This window comes from Micromonospora sp. WMMA1923, assembly GCF_049179195.1.
Taxonomy (GTDB): domain Bacteria; phylum Actinomycetota; class Actinomycetes; order Mycobacteriales; family Micromonosporaceae; genus Micromonospora; species Micromonospora yangpuensis.
In genome coordinates, this window is the sequence record NZ_JBMHLZ010000001.1 from 1,887,904 (window position 1) to 1,904,198 (window position 16,295).

The 16,295-nt window shown below is 70.4% G+C and carries 15 protein-coding genes and 1 tRNA gene; 10 read left to right on the forward strand and 6 right to left on the reverse strand.

Features of this window, described 5'->3' with window-relative positions; all coding sequences use genetic code 11:
* Nucleotides 1–6: 6 nt before the first annotated feature.
* The 4 genes from ACN28G_RS08595 to ACN28G_RS08610 all read right to left on the reverse strand — a co-directional run bounded on the left by ACN28G_RS08595 (nt 7) and on the right by ACN28G_RS08610 (nt 4,426).
* The gene (locus ACN28G_RS08595) at nt 7–837 is read right to left on the reverse strand and encodes an alpha/beta fold hydrolase (RefSeq protein WP_091437001.1); all 831 of its coding nucleotides are present in this window, start codon (nt 835–837) and stop codon (nt 7–9) included.
* Nucleotides 838–851: 14 nt separating this feature from the next.
* Nucleotides 852–2,063 carry a cytochrome P450 gene (locus ACN28G_RS08600; protein ID WP_217628797.1) on the reverse strand — a complete coding sequence of 404 codons (1,212 nt, stop codon included), beginning with the start codon at nt 2,061–2,063 and terminating at the stop codon, nt 852–854.
* A gap of 173 nt (nt 2,064–2,236) precedes the next feature.
* On the reverse strand, nt 2,237–2,932 hold the full coding sequence (locus ACN28G_RS08605) for a TetR-like C-terminal domain-containing protein (RefSeq protein ID WP_091437003.1): 696 nt from the start codon (nt 2,930–2,932) through the stop codon (nt 2,237–2,239).
* A gap of 24 nt (nt 2,933–2,956) precedes the next feature.
* Entirely contained in the window at nt 2,957–4,426 is a 1,470-nt protein-coding gene (locus ACN28G_RS08610; RefSeq protein ID WP_229688484.1) for an MFS transporter, read from the reverse strand.
* 818 nt (nt 4,427–5,244) lie between these two features.
* Between ACN28G_RS08610 and ACN28G_RS08615 the strand changes: the two genes are divergently transcribed.
* Entirely contained in the window at nt 5,245–6,042 is a 798-nt protein-coding gene (locus ACN28G_RS08615; protein ID WP_421478853.1) for an AfsR/SARP family transcriptional regulator, read from the forward strand.
* A gap of 101 nt (nt 6,043–6,143) precedes the next feature.
* On the opposite strand, the gene ACN28G_RS08620 is transcribed toward ACN28G_RS08615, so the two are convergent.
* Nucleotides 6,144–6,293, reverse strand: a complete 150-nt coding sequence (locus ACN28G_RS08620) for a hypothetical protein (RefSeq protein WP_421478854.1) — start codon at nt 6,291–6,293, stop codon at nt 6,144–6,146.
* An 18-nt stretch (nt 6,294–6,311) separates the two neighbouring features.
* Nucleotides 6,312–7,310: a bifunctional lysylphosphatidylglycerol flippase/synthetase MprF gene (locus tag ACN28G_RS08625; protein WP_421478855.1), complete on the reverse strand. Its 999-nt coding sequence runs from the start codon at nt 7,308–7,310 to the stop codon at nt 6,312–6,314.
* 197 nt (nt 7,311–7,507) lie between these two features.
* Here ACN28G_RS08625 and ACN28G_RS08630 point away from each other — a divergent pair.
* The 9 genes from ACN28G_RS08630 to ACN28G_RS08670 all read left to right on the forward strand — a co-directional run bounded on the left by ACN28G_RS08630 (nt 7,508) and on the right by ACN28G_RS08670 (nt 16,235).
* Nucleotides 7,508–7,595 (forward strand) — tRNA-OTHER (locus tag ACN28G_RS08630).
* Nucleotides 7,596–7,629: 34 nt separating this feature from the next.
* Complete coding sequence (locus ACN28G_RS08635) at nt 7,630–8,601, forward strand: diacylglycerol/lipid kinase family protein (RefSeq protein ID WP_091437007.1); 972 nt, start codon at nt 7,630–7,632, stop codon at nt 8,599–8,601.
* Between the two features lie 15 nt (nt 8,602–8,616).
* Complete coding sequence (locus tag ACN28G_RS08640; protein WP_421478856.1) at nt 8,617–10,167, forward strand: MmgE/PrpD family protein; 1,551 nt, start codon at nt 8,617–8,619, stop codon at nt 10,165–10,167.
* A 294-nt stretch (nt 10,168–10,461) separates the two neighbouring features.
* Nucleotides 10,462–12,045: an aldehyde dehydrogenase family protein gene (locus ACN28G_RS08645; RefSeq protein ID WP_229688486.1), complete on the forward strand. Its 1,584-nt coding sequence runs from the start codon at nt 10,462–10,464 to the stop codon at nt 12,043–12,045.
* Between the two features lie 66 nt (nt 12,046–12,111).
* Nucleotides 12,112–13,254 carry an acyl-CoA dehydrogenase family protein gene (locus ACN28G_RS08650; protein ID WP_091437014.1) on the forward strand — a complete coding sequence of 381 codons (1,143 nt, stop codon included), beginning with the start codon at nt 12,112–12,114 and terminating at the stop codon, nt 13,252–13,254.
* Nucleotides 13,255–13,284: 30 nt separating this feature from the next.
* A complete protein-coding gene (locus tag ACN28G_RS08655) occupies nt 13,285–14,577 on the forward strand; it encodes an aspartate aminotransferase family protein (RefSeq protein WP_091437017.1) in 1,293 nt (430 codons plus the stop codon).
* Between the two features lies 1 nt (nt 14,578).
* Entirely contained in the window at nt 14,579–15,070 is a 492-nt protein-coding gene (locus ACN28G_RS08660; protein ID WP_091437019.1) for a type II toxin-antitoxin system RatA family toxin, read from the forward strand.
* A 17-nt stretch (nt 15,071–15,087) separates the two neighbouring features.
* Entirely contained in the window at nt 15,088–15,591 is a 504-nt protein-coding gene (locus ACN28G_RS08665; protein WP_091437021.1) for a hypothetical protein, read from the forward strand.
* A gap of 62 nt (nt 15,592–15,653) precedes the next feature.
* Nucleotides 15,654–16,235, forward strand: a complete 582-nt coding sequence (locus ACN28G_RS08670; RefSeq protein WP_175440514.1) for a flavin reductase family protein — start codon at nt 15,654–15,656, stop codon at nt 16,233–16,235.
* Nucleotides 16,236–16,295: the final 60 nt, after the last annotated feature.

Here is a 16,295-nt window from a genome sequence, read left to right on the forward strand (position 1 = left end):
GGGCGGTCAGTCGGTGGTGAAGGCGAGCAGGTCGGCGGTGAGCCGGGCGGAGTGGGTGACGGCCAGGCCGTGCGCGGCGCCCGGGTATACCAGGAGCTTGCTGTCCGGGATGTCCCGGGCGGTCCGCTCGCCGCAGAGTGCCAACGGCGCGGCCAGGTCACGGTCGCCGTGGACGACCAGGGTCGGCACCGTCACCGCCCGCACGTCCTCGCTCAGATCGGTGGTGTACAGGGTGCGGTACACCTCGACGTTGGCGTGCAGGGAACACTCCAGGGAGAGCTGACAGATCCACTGGACCATCTCGGGGGAGAGGGGAAGATCCGTCGCCGTCCCCGGCGCGCCGACGAGGAAGGGCGCGGCCGTCTCGGCCAGCAGGCGCGGCCGGTCCGCCTGCAACGCGGCCAGCAGGCCCTCGACCACTTCCGGGGGCACGCCGTCCGGGTTGCCGGGCGACTGCAGCAGTACCGGTGTCGTCGAGGCGACCAGCATCAGTCGGCGTACCCGCTGGGCACCGTGCCGGGTCAGGTAGCGGACCGCCTCACCGCCACCCATCGCGTACCCCACGAGGGTGACGTCGCGCAGGTCGAGATGCTCGATGAGCTGGTGCAGGTCGTCGGCGAGGGTGTCGTAGTCGTAACCCCGCCACGGCCAGTCCGAGCGGCCGTGGCCGCGCCGGTCGTAGCGCACGCAGCGCCGGCCCCGGGCCACGAGCCCCGGTACGTGGGCGTCCCACCACCGGATTCCCATGCTGGCGCTGGAGAGGAAGACGACAGGGTGTTCCCCGTCGGTGTCGGCGTAGAAAAGGGCGGTGCCGTCGCTGGCGGACACGTAGGGCATCTCGGCTCCTCCCGTCACCACGTCACGGGTAGGGACACGACGCCGTGGAAGACGGTGCCCCGGCGGAACAGGTCTCCCGGGTCGTCGGTGGCCAGCCGGAGCGTGGGGAACTGCCGGAAGAGGAACGTCAACGCGGTGGTCATCTCCTGGCGGGCCAGGGGAGCCCCCAGACAGTAGTGCGGACCCTTGCCCCACTGGAGGTGCTCGCCGGTGTCGCGGTGCACGTCGATCCGGTCGGGGGCGGGGAAGACCGCCGGGTCGTGGTTGCCCGCCGGGATGGAGATCACCACGGCGTCCCCGGCGTGCATCTGCCGCCCGCCCAGCTCCAGATCCTCCAGCACCAGCCGGACGATCGCGTCCTGGGAGATCGACCAGAACCGCATCGACTCCTCGAGGAACTGCGGGATCAGTCGGCCGTCGTCGGCGAGCACGGTGTCCCGGAGCCGGTCGTCACAGAGCAGGCTGAGGATGTTGAGTGCGATCTGGTTGGTGGTGGTCTCGTGCCCGGCCACCAGGACCAGTCGGGCGATCCCGACCAGCTCGTCCCGGGTGATCTCGCCGGTGGCCAGGTTCTCCACCGCGAGTTGACTGATCAGGTCGTCCTGCGGCTCCCGCAGTCGGCGGTCGGCGAGTTCGCCGAGGTAGGCGGTCATCTCCTGGTACGCCGCGAACGCCGCGGCGAGGTCGTCCTGGGAGATGGTCACCCGGGTCTTCTCCACGAAGAAGGCCGAGTCGGCGTCCGGTACCCCGAGCAGCCGGGCGATGACCAGCGTGGGCAGCTTCCGGGAGAAGGCGTCGTGCAGGTCGGCGGGGCGGTCGCGGGTGGCCAGGTCGGCCAGGAGCGTGGTGGTGAGTTCCTCGATCGCCGGGCGGAGCGCGCGCGCCCGCCGCGCGGTGAACTGGGAGGTGATGAGGCCACGGAGCTTGGCGTGCTCCGCCCCGTCCATGCGCAGGAAGGACGAGGGACGCTCGCCCGGCGGGATCTGGATGCGGACCGGGGCACCCGGCAGGAGTTCGTCGGCGCTCAGCCGGGGGTCCATCAGGGCCTGCTGGACGTCGGGGTGCCGGGTGACGAGCCAGCCACGTCGTCCCTCGGCGGCACCCGCCGGCAGCATCACCGCGCACGGCGGTGCTTCGCGGAGCTTCGCGAGGATCGGCGGTACGGTGCCGTCCTGCGGTCGCGGGAACGGCCAGTCCAGTACGTCTGGTTCGGATGCCAGAGTCACGGGCTCTCCTCTGCGTCTCAATCTGACGACGGTGGCAGAGCCAAATCTCGCATATCGTACTGACGCATCCCTGACAGTTACACAACGCAATTATCGCCCGGTTGAGCGAAAATGCGAGCAGGCGGCATCGCCCGGGGTCCGATGCTATTCCGACCCCGGGCCCGGATATCATCTCAATCGGCCGGTAAACCGACGAATCTTCCCATTGAAGTAGCCGCGTAGTCGAAGAACTCGTCCGGTTCCTCCGCGAATCCCTGGACGTGGCCGTACACGGCGAAACTCACCATCCCGAGGAACTGGGTCCACGCCACCAGCATTCGAGCGATGACCGGTTGTGGCAACCCGGCAAGCAGGCCGTTGCCCAGGTTCTCCACGTTGCGCAGCATGCCTACCGAGAGTTGCGGGTCGTCGTCCCGCCGCTCGGTGAGCCGGCCGGCCTCCTGGGCCCGGCGGAGCAGGTTGATCAGGATCACCGCGGTGCGGGCCCCGACCAGCATGGTCTCCGGCGGTGCGCTGTAGCCGGGCCGGGGCGGACCCCAGATGAGCGCGTACTTCTCGGGGTTGGCCTGGGCCCAGATCCGGACCTGCCGGCAGGTGGACACCCACTGTTCCAGCAGCCCACGCTGCTCGGCCCGGGCCTGCTCCGCACCGCCCTCGGCGTGCGCGCCCATCTCCTGGTACGCCTCGATCACCAGGGCGGTGAAGAGCGTGGACTCGTCCGGGTGCAGGCTGGTGACCTCTTCGGCCGGTACCCCCGCCGCCGCGGCGAGGTCCTGCGGTCGCAGCACCTCGGGGCCGACCAGGGCGAGCCTGGCGTACGCCTGCTGTCTGATCAGGTCCGGTACCGACTGGGATTGGATGCCGTTCATGCGGTTGGTTTCGCCTTTCTCGGGTCAGACGTGCACAGGACGACGTCGGGGCAGCAACTGGATCAGGAGACCGATCGCCACCGTGAACGCGACCAGCCAGACCAGGCCCTCCAGGAACGCCGGCGGGTACGCGCCCGGGTCGGTCCGCGAACCGAGGGCGTTGTAGAAGACGACACCCACGATCGCCACCCCCACCGCGCCGCCCACCTGCTGCGACGTTGCCAGGACACCGGCCGCCGCACCGGCGTACTCGGGGTTGATGTTGGTCAGCACCGTGTTGGTGAGCGGTGCCAGCACCAGCCCCATACCGGCGCCGGCCAGGGCGAAGGCCGGGATGAGCACGCCCGCGCCGTCGACGACGCCGATCCGGTCCACCATGAGGTAGGTCAGGCCCAGCCCGACCAGCATCACCACCGCGCCGATGGTGAGCACGTGGCGACCGATCCGGGCGGCGATCGGCTCGGCCAGCAGCGAGGCGACGAAGTACCCCACGCCGATCGGGGTGAAGATCAGGCCGGACTCCAGCGCGCTCATGCCCCGCCCGGCCTGCAGGTAGATGGCCAGGAAGAGGAAGAACGACCCCATCAGCATGTTGAACAGCACCGTGACGACCAGCCCGACACTGAAGGCGCGCTCCCGGAACAGCCGCATGTCGATCAGCGGCCCTCCGTCGCGTGCGCCGAGCCGGCTCTGGTGTCGGGCGAAGGTGATCAACAGGGGTACCGCCGCCGCCAGCGTGATCCAGGTCCACAGCGGCCAACCCCGCTCACGTCCCTCGACCAGCGGCAGCACCAGCGCGACGAGCCCGGCGGCGATCAGCACCGTGCCGACGAAGTCCAGCCGGGTACGGGTCGTGGCCCGGGACTCCGGCACGTAGCGCAGTGCGAGCGCGATGGTCAGCAACCCGATCGGGACGTTCACCAGGTAGCAGTTCCGCCAGCTCAGACCCAGGATGTCGGCCTCGATCAGCAGACCGCCGACGAGCTGGCCGCTGACCGAGGCGAGCCCCAACGTCACCGCGTAGGCGGTGAACGCGCGGGCCCGGGCGGCCCCGGTGTACACCACACCGAGGATGGCCAGCCCCTGCGGCATCATCAGCGAGGCCGACAGGCCCTGGACGATCCGGGCGCCGACCAGGAACTCGGCCGAGGGGGCGAGGCCGCAGGCCGCCGACGCGGCGGTGAAGCAGGCCAGACCCACCAGGAAGATCCGCTTGCGGCCGTACAGGTCCCCGAGTCTGCCGCAGATGATCAGGCCGGTGGCCAGGGACAGCCAGTATCCGGCGATGATGAACTGAATCGCCGCCGGACTCGCCCCCAGTTCCCGTTGGGTCGAGGGAATGGCGACGTTCACGATGAAGAAGTCGAGCGCCACCATGAAGGTGGCCGCGAGAATCACCGGCATGACGATCCACCGGGGTTTACCACCCGGTTGGGCGGAGGGCGCGGAGACGTCCCGCTCGACCGCTGTCGGCGGCGTGATGGTCTCGGACAACGAGTCCCTCCCGGTCGGCTCAGGGCGGTCTCGACCGCCCTCGATGATGGCGTCCGGCGACGCACGTCGGGTTGGTCGCCCGAGCCCGTCGGCGGGCCGTTGGCGGAACTGCCGAGGTCGGCAGCCCGTGCCGAGCCCGGTCCGTGGCACGGACGGCTGGCTCCTCACCATGGTCAAGTGCCACCCGGGGTCCTGTCGATTACGTCGCAGGTAAGACGGTGCGTCCGGCGCGCGGCTCGGGGTCGGGTCGGTGGGTGGACGGAGTCGCCGGCGGGCCCCGGCGCGAACGGAGGGCTCCCCTTCTGCTACTGAGGGTGGCGGAAGGTCGGTCGCGGGCCGGCTCGTCCGGGGGTGTCGTCGCCCCCCGGGGGCCGTCGCCACTGACCCGTCAAAACGGCATGGACCGTCGGCTATGCCGTGCCCAAGCCGGACTACGTGACCTTTTTCGATCACCCGAGATGTTGTCGCCGGATCGTCGTGGCAGTTATTGCTAAGCGTAGTTCAAACGCGATCCGGGCCTGCTCGTTCTGGTAGTGATTGGGTGAACTAGCGTCCAAAGCAAGGCGGCTGGCATTGACGCTTGGAACTTCCACTTGTTACTGTTCCCATCGTCCTCAGTTGCACATCGTGGCGATTTCGCCTGCTAAAGCCTGCGCCTACCTGCGTGGTGAGGCAACGAGTCGCATACCTGCGTGGCACCGGTGTCGGGTGCGTTCCGGCATCGGTCCCACGCCCACGTAAATACTTCGCACCTCCTCGATGCGTGTCCCGATCCGAACCGTTGAGCTGGCACGATGTCTGAGCTGTCGGGAGTGGTCATGAATTTCTGGATCTTGGGGAGAGTCGCCGCAGGCTCGGACGACCGCTTGGTGCACTTCCGCGGCGGGATGCAGGGCGCGTTGCTGATGGCCCTCCTCGCCGCGGAGGGGCAGATCCTGTCGACCGGCACCCTCATCACCGAACTCTGGGGGGACAACCCGCCGGACTCGGTGGAGAACGCCCTGCAGGCGCACGTGAGTCGGCTCCGTCGAAAGCTGCAGTCGATCGAGCCGGATCGTCCCACGTCGCGCCTCGTGGCGCAGGCCAGTGGTTACCGGCTGCTGCTCGACGGAGCGGGTGTCGACGCGAAGGTCTTCACCGACGCGCTCGCCGCCGCCCGCGCCGCCGTGGGCGTCCGCCCCACCGAGGTGGCGTACCGGCTCCGGGAGGCGTTGGCCCTCTGGCAGGGGCCGGCCTTCGGTGGTACCGCCGCCGGTATGACCGCCGAGGCAGCCGCGGTACGCCTGGAGGAGTCCCGCATCGCCGCGCTCGAACTCCTCTTCGACGTCGAGCTGAAGCTGGGCTGCCACACCGACATCGTGCCCGAGCTGACCGCCCTGGTCCGGGTCGAGGCACCGAACGAGCGGCTCTGTGAGCAGCTGATGGTGGCCCTCTACCGGTGTGGCCGGCAGAGTGAGGCGCTCAACGTCTACCAGTGGATGCGCAACCGGATGGCCGAGGAACTCGGTATCGACCCGTCACCGATGTTGCGCAACCACGAACGCGCCATCCTCGCCCATGATCGGGAGCTGCGGATCCGGGAGGACCACCTACTGCTCCGGCAGCCCGTCGGCTGACCGTGCCGGCACCGGTCCCACCCGCGCGCCGGGGTGGGACGGCGTACGTCGCTCCGTGCTCCCCGGCCGGCTCCGGCCGGCGGGGAGGCAGGGCCGTGCGGTCAGGCGGTGAGCAGCCGGTTGAGTTCGGCCAGGGCGCTGTCCGCCTCCCTGGCCAGGTCGAGGTCGTCCGGCGAGGCGCAGATCGCACCGAAGAGTTCGACGATCCGGTGCAGGGCCACCCCGACCTGTGCTTCCCGGTCCTCCGACATGACAGACCCTCCTTCTGGTCAGAACGCGTTCGAGGCGCGGAAGATGTGGGCGAAACCGGCGATGCTCGCGCCACCCCGGAAGGCCACGTACTCGGGCAGCACCAGGTCCGGCGCCCACTTCTGCTTGTAGGCGAGCTGCGTCTGTGCCGGGTACACGGCCTCGCCGTGCAGCCACAACAGCTCCATGAACTGACGGAACCCCGGATCGAAGCCGGGCAACTCGTACTCGGGGCGCAGGCCGGTGAACGGGGTGAAACCGAAGTGCAGCCACGGCACGCCCTCGGACCGGAAGGTCTCGATGGCGTGCACGTTGATCGCCTCCATGATGCCCGGGATGCGGCTGGGCTGTCGCCGGCTCAGGTCGTGCATCCAGCCCGGCCGCCCGCCGTAGACGGGGGAGTAGGAGATGTAGCCCACCGGCTGCCCGTCGATGAGCCCGACGAACATGCGCCGGTGCGGCTGCATCGCGTCACCGTACTGACCGACCAGGAACTCCAACTGCCGGGCGTGCTCGCCCTTGCTGCGCAGCCACACCTGGTCGATCTCACGCAACGCCGGGAAGAGCGAGTCGTCGGTCGCCTCGACCACCGTCAACCCGGCCCGCAACGACCGGGACACCTTGTTGCGCAACTGCATGAACCGGGTGCCGCGCAGGGAGAACGCGGCCAGGTCGCAGGCGTACGAGGCGCCGATCTGGTTGACGGTGAAGCCGGACTCGGCGTACACCTCGGCATCGGCCTGCTGGAGCTGGACGGCGACCAGCTCCAGTTCCTGCTCGTCGGCCATCCGGACCAGACCCGCCAGCAGGTCCCGGTACGAACCGGCCGGCGCGAACGGGCCGCCGAACTGCACCAGGAACCGTCCGGTCCGCCGGTAGACCACGAGACCGGGCCGGTCGGGTAGTTGGAGATAGGAGTTGCCCTCGCTGACGGCGAGGAACGAACTCGGATTGTCGGCGCTGGTGAACGCGCGTACGGCGGCGAGCGCCGGATGTGTCGCGGTTAGTGTCGCAGTCACCTGAAAATCCCCTTTCTGCTTTGCCTTGTGTCGATGTGGCAGCTCTCCCTTGAGAGCCATTCTAGGGGAGTTTGACGAGGTGAAACACGAACCTTTCGGCCTGTCAGTTGCCTGTCAGTGGCCTGTCAGCGCGGGTGTGCAGAATCATGTTTGTCGAAAGCGGAAGGAACCAACCGGAACCCGAAGCGATCGGCACGGGAGAGGTACCCGAAGTGGCCTATTGGGGGCCGAGGTCAGCCTCGGTCGGGCTCACGCCCACGCAGCGTTCGAATCCTGCCCTCTCCGCTGGTCGCCGTGTCACCTGACGAAAGAGTCGCCGATGTCACTGGAGACCATTCGTGGACTACCGGGACTGGTCATCGCCAATCCCACCGCCGGTACGATGCGCGCCGATCTGGTCACGGAGTTGACCGCGCTGGCCACACGCTTCCTGCCCGACGTCCAGGTGCACTGGACCACCGGCCGGGGCGACGCCGAGACCGTTGCCCGTACCGCCGCCACCCGCACCACCGGTCGTCCCGGCCTGATCATGGCCGTCGGCGGTGACGGCACCGTACGCGAGGTCGTCGCGGGCCTGGCCGCGGCCGCCGGCGAGGCCGACCGCGCCGCCGAGGGCGGCCCCGCGCTGCTGGTCGTCCCGGCCGGCACCGGAAACTCCAACCACCTGGCCCAGTGGGGCGACCTGCCCTGGACCGAGGCGGTACCGGCAGCCCTGACCCCCGGCGGCGACGTCGCGCTGCGCATGTTCGACCTGGCCAGACTGGTCGAGACCGACGAGCTCGTCCTGCTGGGGGCATGTTCCGGACTGATCGCCGAGGCGTTGACCTACGCCCGCGACGTGCCGACGACGGGGCGGGCGCGGTATCAGGTCGCCCTTGCCCGGGCCGCCCGCGACCACCACCCCTACCCGGGCCGGGTCGAGGTCGACGGCGTACGCGTGCACGAGGGACCGACCGTGCTGGCCAACGTGGGCGGGGGCCGCCACCGGGGCGGGCAGTACCAGGTGCTGCCGCACTCCGTCCTCGACGACGGGCTGCTCGACGTCTGCGTCATCGGAGCCGAGACCGCCCCGCCGGACGTCCCGGAACTGACCCGCCGGGCGGCCCACCTGGACCAGCCCGGGGTCGTCTACGCCCGCGGCCGGCGCATCACCGTCAGCCGGCTGGACGGCGAACCGCTGTGGTTCGAACACGACGGTGAACTCCTGCCCCGCAGCCGCTCCACCGTCACCCTCCAGGTGCTGCCCCGGGTGCTGCCGGTGCTGTGCCGGGCCAGCCGGCGCGCCGGCTGACGGCCGGGTCACCCGATGGCCGTGTCGCGGGAACCCGCCGCCGACCCGCCCCACGGCGAGCCGTCGGACCCACCGCTGATCACCACGCTGGCCCGCTGGGCCGCCGGGCTGCGCTTCGAGCAGATCCCACCCCGGATCGTCGAACTGGCCACCAGCCAGGTACTCGCCCAACTCGCGGCGATCCGCGCCGGGCTGCGCCACTCGGCCGGTTCGGCGCTGGTGGCGGCCTTCGGGCCACCCCGCCAGCCGGACCCGCGCTGCGCCGCGGCGGTCCTCGGTGTGCTCGGTTCCTGGCTGAACCTCGACGACACCGCCTACGCCGGGCATCTCGCCCCCTCCACGGTCGCGGTGCCGCTGGCGTACGCCCGGTCGGGCGGGCTGGACGGGCGGGCGCTGCTGACCGCGGTGGTCGCCGCGAACGAGTGCGCGGCCCGGATCACCGCGGCCGCCACCCTCGGGCCGCTACGCGGGCAGAGTGCCCTGCACACGCACCTGGCCGGTGCGGTGGCCGGGCGGCTGAGCAGCGAAGGCGCCCCCGGCGACCGGTGGGTGGCCGCGCTCAGCCTCGCCTTCGCCGCCCCACCGTGGCCGATGATGCACGCCTTCCTCGGTGGCGACGCCAAACTGCTGCACGTGCTGCCGTCGATCCGGACGGCGATGGACGCCTGCGACGCGGCCGCCGCGGGGCTGACCGGCGTCCCGGACATCCTGGAACATCCCCGGGGCTTCCTGGGCCGGTTCGCGACCGTGCCCCTGCCCGAGGTGGTCACCGACGAACTGGGCAGGCGTTGGCACACCGACACCCTCTCGTTCAAGTTGCGGCCCGGGGGACCCGGGGTGGACGCGGCGGTGGACTGCGCCATCGAACTGCACCGACGCATCGGTGGCACACCCATCGACTCGGTCGAGGTGGCGGCGTCGGCATACACGCTCTACGCCGGTCAGCAGGCCGGACCGTACCTGGCCGGCCCGGACACCCCGCTCAGCGCGTTGCTGCTCGACACCGCGTACCCGGTGGCCACCGCCCTGCTCACCGGTGACCTCACCGTCGCCGACTTCGACACACCGGCGGTGCGGGACCCGGCCCGGTGGGCGCTGGCCGCCCGGATCCGTCAGCTGCACGACCCGGCGATGAGCCGGGAGCTGTTCTGCTCCGTGGCGCCCTTCGGCGGTGCGGTGCGCCGGGCGGGGGAGCGGGGGGTGGCCTGGCTGCGCGAGTTCGTCGGCCCGGAACTGGCCGCCCTCGCCGAACCGGACCGCCCCGCCGGTGGCGGTCGCTCGACCGCGCACGACGGGGTGCCGCCGGAGGGGCAACGGTTCGAGGAATCCGGCAAGGCGACCCCGGCCCGGGTCACCGTCGGGCTGGCCGACGGTAGGTCGTTGAGCGAGACCCGCAGCGTGCCCCTCGGCGCGGCCGGCCCGCAGACCCGCCGGCAGCACCGGGAGCTGGTCCGGGGAAAGTTCCTCGCCCAGGGCGGCAGTGGCCCGGTCGCCGATGCCCTCGGCGGGTTGGCCGGCGTCGCGGCGGACCGACTGCCGCACCTGATCGACGCGGCGCTGCGCTGATTACGCGGCGACCACGTTGATTCCCGCGACCAGTTCCGGACCGTTTACGGACCGCCGGTGGTGACCATCCTCGGCCCGGGTGCCGTCACATTCTCTTCGGGTCGGGTCAGAACTTGGTCAGTCGGCTGTCAGGCGACACTGACACGCTGGGCGCGTCACATTGGCGTGGGGTGCGGTGAATGACCCCGACACATGGCGCGAGGAGCTTGTCGCGTGGCTATTGCCAGTGAAGTGAACGTCTCGCGTGCAGCGACGGAAACTGCACACGCGGCCGAGGTTTCCATTGCGGGTCCGGTGCGCAGCTACGACTCGTACATCGCCGACCGTGATGTCGGCGGCGTCGGTTGGGTGTACACGGTCAGCGCCCGGTCACTGCTGGAGGACGTGTTCACGAGTGTCAGTGTCAAACGGACCCTCGAACAGAATCCCGATTCCACGGCCGCGCTGCATCCGTACGTGGTGGGCCGGTGCGCGGTCGCTTCCGGCGCCGACATCGACGCGGCGGTGGACGCGGCGGCCGCCGCGGGACCGCTCTGGGCGGCGGTGCCGTTGACCGACCGGATGCGCCTCGGCGAGATGTTCCGGGCCCGGCTCCGGGAACACCGGCAGACCTTCCTCGACCTGCTGATGGCCGAGGCGCACCCGCGCATGTTGGCTGAGTGGGAGCTCTCCTGCCTGGAGCAGGTCTACAGCGAGGAGAGCTGCAGCTGGTACCAGCAGCAGATGCACGCGGAGTTCCAGCACGGTCCACGCCGGCTCGTCGTACGGCGCAGCCCCGACGGGGTGGTCTGCATCAACCCGCCGCAGAACGCCCCGGCCCCCAGCGCCGCCCTCGCCGTGCTGGTGCTGATGGCCGGCAACGCGGTGGTCGTCCGCGCCCCGCGCAGCATCGCGCTGAGCACGATGTACGTCGTACGGGAACTGATCGCCCCGCTGCTGCGGGAACTCGGTGCGCCCCCCGGCACGCTCAACGTGGTCTGCGGCAAACCGCAGCAGACCATCGACAGGTGGCTGGCCCACCCGGACGTCGACGACATCCTCTACTTCGGCGGCAGCGACGAGGGGCTGCGGTTCGAGCAGGAGTGCGTGGCCCGGGGCAAGAAGCCGATCCTGGAACTGGCCGGCAACGACGGCCTGGTGGTCTGGCGCGACGCCGACCTGGACATGGCCGCCGAGGCGATCACCGAGTGCTTCTACGGCTCCGGGCAGATCTGCATGGTCCCGAACTACGTCCTGGCCCACCCCGACATCGCCGAGGACCTGCTGGCCCGGGTCCGGCAGCAGGTGACCCGGGTGCGGCCCGGCTACCCCGAGGACGAGGACGTACTGCTCTCCCCGGTACGGCGCAGCGAGAAGTTCTTCCGGCTGCTGCACCAGGCACTCGACGCCGGCGCGGAGCTGGTCTGCGGCGGCGGACGGATGGAACTGGACGGCACCCGCTCGGACACCGGCGTCTTCCTCGAACCCACCGTGGTGCGGGTCGAGGGCCTGGCCGGGGCCCGCCGACTGGACATCGTCAAGCACGAGACGTTCTTCCCGCTGATCCCGTTCGTGGTGCCCGAGAACGGCCCGGACGAGCTGCTGCTGGACCAGTTCGTCGACTTCCTCAACACCAACATCTACGGCCTGCGCAACTCCCTGTGGACCACCTCGACGTCGGTCATCGACCGTTTCGTCGACCGGGTGCACAACGGGGGGCTGTTCAAGGTCAACGACTCTCACATCGGATTCCTGCCGTACCTGCCCAGCCACGGCGGGACCGGGTTGACCGGGGGCACCTTCGGCGAGGCGAACTACCCGATCCTCAAGACCTCGCACCTGCAGGGCATCAGCGTCTGTTCCGGCATCCGCCCGCGTACCGCGGTCTTCGGCGAGTAACGGCACCGCGTCCCACCCGGTCCACCCCCTCCGCCGCGGACGGCGACACTCGAAAGGTAGCTTCCCATGCGGTCACTCGACGTCGCGCGCACCACCTGCGAGCGGTACCACCCGGGCCTGTGCGCGGCCCTGGCCACGACCCCGCTGGCCGTCCACGAATCGACCAAGAGCAACTCCATCCGGACCTACCGGGAGCACGACGGGGCCGGGCTGCTCGTACCCACCGCACACGGCGGGGCCGGGGCCGGGCCGCTCGACGCGGTCCGGGTCATCCGGGCCGTCTCCTCGTACGCCCCGTCGCTCGGGGCGGCGGTCACCATGCACCACTTCACCGCGGCGATGCTGTTCACCCTCGCCGAGTCGACCGGTCGCCTGACCCCGCAGCAGGTGGCGCTGCTGGGCCGGGTCGCCCCCGAGGGGCTGCTGATGGCCTCCGGCTGGGCGGAGGGCCGGCCCAACGCCAACATCCTCACCCCCGCCGTCACGGCCCGTCCGGCGCCGGACGGCGGCTACCTGGTCAGCGGCACCAAGAAGCCGTGCAGCCTCTCCGGCTCGATGGACCTGCTGACCGCGAGCATCGCCGTGCCGGACGCCGACGGCGGGTCCAACCTCGCGGTGCTGCTCATCCCGGCCGACTCACCCGGCATCGAGGTGACCCCGTTCTGGTCCACCTTCGTGCTGCCGGCAGCCGAGAGCGACGAGATCCGGCTGACCGACGTGCACGTCCCGGAGGAACTGGTCATCCGGACCGTACCGGAGGATCCACAGCGCCTGGACGACCTGCAGACCGCGGGGTTCGTCTGGTTCGAGATGATGATCACCTCGGTGTACCTGGGAGCGGCGAGTGCCCTGGTCGCCCGGGTCGTGGACGGCCGGCGCGGCAGCGTGACCGACCGGGCCGCGGCCGCCATCGACCTGGAGTCGGCGATCGCCGGGGTCGAGGGGGTCGCCCGGGCGGTGGCCGACGGCGTCGACGGCGACGAGGCCGTGGCGATGGTCCTCAACGCCCGCTACGCCGCGCAGCAGGCCATCGGCCGGGCGGTCGACCTGGCGGTCGAACTCCTCGGCGGACTGGCCTTCATCACCTCCCACGACGTGGCCTACCTGGCCGCCGCGTCCCGGCCGTTGGCCTTCCACCCGCCGTCGCGCACCAGCGCGGCGCAACCGCTGCTCGACTACTACACCGGCCAGCCGCTGGTGCTGGCCTGACATCACCCGACGACGAGGAGGTGAGCAGAGATGACCATGATTGACATGGCGCCCACCGGGTTCGGCCACGACGAAGCCGAGACGCTGGCGCTCTACCGCAAGCACCTGAGCAAGGGCCGCGCCACCCTGGCCGAACTGTTCGGCAGCCACATGGAGGTGGAGTCCAGCGGGGCCTGGCTGCACACCAGCGACGGGGAACGGTTCCTCAACTGCGGCGGGTACGGGGTGTTCATCATGGGCGCCCGGCATCCGACGGTGCTGGCAGCCGTCGCCGAACAGTTGCACCGGCATCCCATCGCCACCCGCATCCTGTTGGAACCGACGGTGGCCCGGGCGGCCGAGGCGATCACGTCGGTGGCACCGGCCGGGTTGGACCGTGTGCACTTCGCGCTCTCCGGGGCCGAGGCGGTGGAGACCGGCCTGAAGTTGGCCCGCGCCCACGGCAAACGCCGGATCGTCTCCACCCACCAGGGTTACCACGGCAAGACCTTCGGGGCGCTCTCCGCCAGCGGCAAGGAGGTCTACCGGAGTCCGTTCGAGCCGCTGCTGCCCGACGTGACCCGGATCCCGTACGGCGACGCCGACGCCCTGGAGCAGGTCCTCGCGGCCCACCCCGGACAGTGCTGCTTCATCGTCGAGCCGGTGCAGGGCGAGGGTGGCGTGATCATTCCGCCGCCGGACTACCTGCGCCAGGTCGCCGTGTTGTGCCAGCGCTACGACGCCTTCTTCGTCCTCGACGAGGTGCAGACCGGGATGGGGCGGCTCGGCCACTGGTGGGGTGCGGACCTGGCCGGAGTGGTGCCGGACGTGCTGTTGATCGGCAAGGCGCTCGGCGGCGGGGTGCTCCCGGTATCCGCGGCGCTGGCCGGCCGCCGCGTCTTCGCGCCCTTCGACAAGGATCCCTACCTGCACACCGGCACCTTCTCCGGCGCGCCGGTGCTGATGGCCGCGGTGCAGGGAGCGGTGCAGGCCATCACGGAGGAGCGGCTGGTCACCCGGGCGATGGACCTCGGGACCCGACTGCTGCCCGAGATCGAGCGCATCGTGCTGAGGAACATCCCGGACCTGGTGGTGGAGGTACGCGGCGAGGGGCTGCTGATCGGCGTCGAACTGATCGAGGGTGGCCTCGCCGGTGAGCTGCTGATCGAACTCTTCAACCACGGGGTGGTCGGCAACCACTCGATGAACGGCAGCTCGGTCGTCCGGTTCACGCCCCCGGCGATCCTGACCGACTCCGACGTCAACTTCCTGCTCGAATCGATCGACGCCGCCACCCGTGACCTGGTGGACAAACGCGCCCGGATGCCGGAAGGCAGGTACTGACATGCGCCGTGTGGAACTGCGGGCCACCATCGGAGCCAGCACCCCCGAGGTGGTCTTCGACAACATCATCCGGTTCGACCGGTACGCCGACCTCGCACCCCACGTGCAGTCGGCCACCGTGCACCGCACCCTGCCCGAGCCGACCGGCCTGTCGAGCTGGGAGCTGCACTTCCGCAGTGGTCTGCTGCGCTGGCAGGAGCAGGAGCGTTTCCTGCGCGACGACCTTCGGATCGAGTTCGAACAGACCGACGGCGACTTCGACAGCTTCACCGGGCGCTGGCAGTTGAGCGCCGAAGCCGACGGGTGCCACCTGCATTTCGTCGCCGACTTCGACTTCGGCATCCCCAGCCTGGAGGGGATTCTCGACCCGATCGCCGAGCGGGTGATCAGGGAGACGGTGGCCTGGGTGGTGGTCGGCCTCTTCACGGACGTCACGCTCGCCGACGGCGTCACCCTGAACAGCCCCACACCCGTGTCCGCCCCGTCCGCCTGAGCCTGCGAGGACCTGCCATGGACCAGAAGAACCCCTTCGAGACACCGACGACCTTCCGTCTGCACCGGGCCGAGTACCTCGTCGGATTCGCGGTCAGCACCGTCCTGATCGTCATGCACTGGAGCGACATCCGGTGGTGGCCGGCGGTGGCACTCTTCCTCTACATCGACCTGATCGGCTACATCCCCGGGGCGATCGCCTTCCACCGCAGCAAGACGAAACAGATCTCCAAGGTCTACTACGTCCTCTACAACATCATGCACAGCCTGGTGACCCAGGCGGTCGTGGTCGGCCTCTGGATGTGGCTGATCGGCCCGGAGTGGGCACTGCTGATGATCCCCTTCCACCTCTTCGGTGACCGCGCCCTGTTCGGCAACTTCCTCAAGCCCTTCGCGCTGCCGTTCGAACCGGTCGCCCACCCGATGTACCAGCAGCTGCTCAGCGCGATCGGCTGGACGGGCCGGACTCGGCAGTCGACCCCGCCGGAGGTGGTCGCGGTCCCGTCCGGAGCCGCCCGATGAGCATCCCCCAGGCCATCACGGGCGCCCCGGCCAGATCCGGGGAACCGCGTCCGGACGGACCGGTGGCGGTCCCCCCGGCCGACCTGCGGGTCGTCGATCCCGCCACCGACCCCGCCGCCGCCCACCGGGCGGCGGTCCGGCTGATCGCCTCGGGGGTCGCGGTGCTCACCCTGACCGTCGGCGGCGAGATGCACGGCGTCACGGTCAGCTCGTTGACCGCGGTCAGCCGGGACCCGCTGCTGGTGGGTATCTGTCTCAACCACCGCTCGGCCTTCCTCGGGCTGGTCAAGTCCCGCCGCCTCTTCGCGGTGAGCGTGTTGGACGCGACCCAGGCCGACGCCGCCCGGTGGTTCGCCGACCCCCGCCGGCCCCGGGGCCGTGCCCAGTTCGACCAGATCGACTGGGAGGGTGACCGGACCAGCGGTGCCCCGCTGATCGGCGGGGCGATGGCCTGGATGAGCTGCCGGCTGGTCACCGGCGTCGACGCCGGTGACCACGAACTCCTCCTCGCCGAGGTGCTCCAGGGCAGCGCCCGGGAGGGCCGTCCGCTGCTCAGCTTCCAGGGCGGACTGCACCGGGTGTTGACCACCAGCCCCACCCCACGGGGACCCGCACCGGCGGGCCGCTCCGCCCCGCCCGACTGATCGACCGCCAGTACCCCCCCCGACAGGTCGCGCAACCCGACAGCCAGAAGGAGAACGTCG

Excerpts from the sequence above, each read along its gene's own strand:
- ACN28G_RS08595 (WP_091437001.1), bottom strand. The coding sequence starts at position 837 with ATGCCCTACGTGTCCGCCAGCGACGGCACCGCCCTTTTCTACGCCGAC.
- ACN28G_RS08605 (WP_091437003.1), bottom strand. The coding sequence starts at position 2,932 with ATGAACGGCATCCAATCCCAGTCGGTACCGGACCTGATCAGACAGCAG.
- ACN28G_RS08615 (WP_421478853.1), top strand. The coding sequence starts at position 5,245 with ATGAATTTCTGGATCTTGGGGAGAGTCGCCGCAGGCTCGGACGACCGC.
- ACN28G_RS08620 (WP_421478854.1), bottom strand. The coding sequence starts at position 6,293 with ATGTCGGAGGACCGGGAAGCACAGGTCGGGGTGGCCCTGCACCGGATC.
- ACN28G_RS08635 (WP_091437007.1), top strand. The coding sequence starts at position 7,630 with ATGTCACTGGAGACCATTCGTGGACTACCGGGACTGGTCATCGCCAAT.
- ACN28G_RS08640 (WP_421478856.1), top strand. The coding sequence starts at position 8,617 with ATGGCCGTGTCGCGGGAACCCGCCGCCGACCCGCCCCACGGCGAGCCG.
- ACN28G_RS08650 (WP_091437014.1), top strand. The coding sequence starts at position 12,112 with ATGCGGTCACTCGACGTCGCGCGCACCACCTGCGAGCGGTACCACCCG.
- ACN28G_RS08655 (WP_091437017.1), top strand. The coding sequence starts at position 13,285 with ATGACCATGATTGACATGGCGCCCACCGGGTTCGGCCACGACGAAGCC.
- ACN28G_RS08660 (WP_091437019.1), top strand. The coding sequence starts at position 14,579 with ATGCGCCGTGTGGAACTGCGGGCCACCATCGGAGCCAGCACCCCCGAG.
- ACN28G_RS08665 (WP_091437021.1), top strand. The coding sequence starts at position 15,088 with ATGGACCAGAAGAACCCCTTCGAGACACCGACGACCTTCCGTCTGCAC.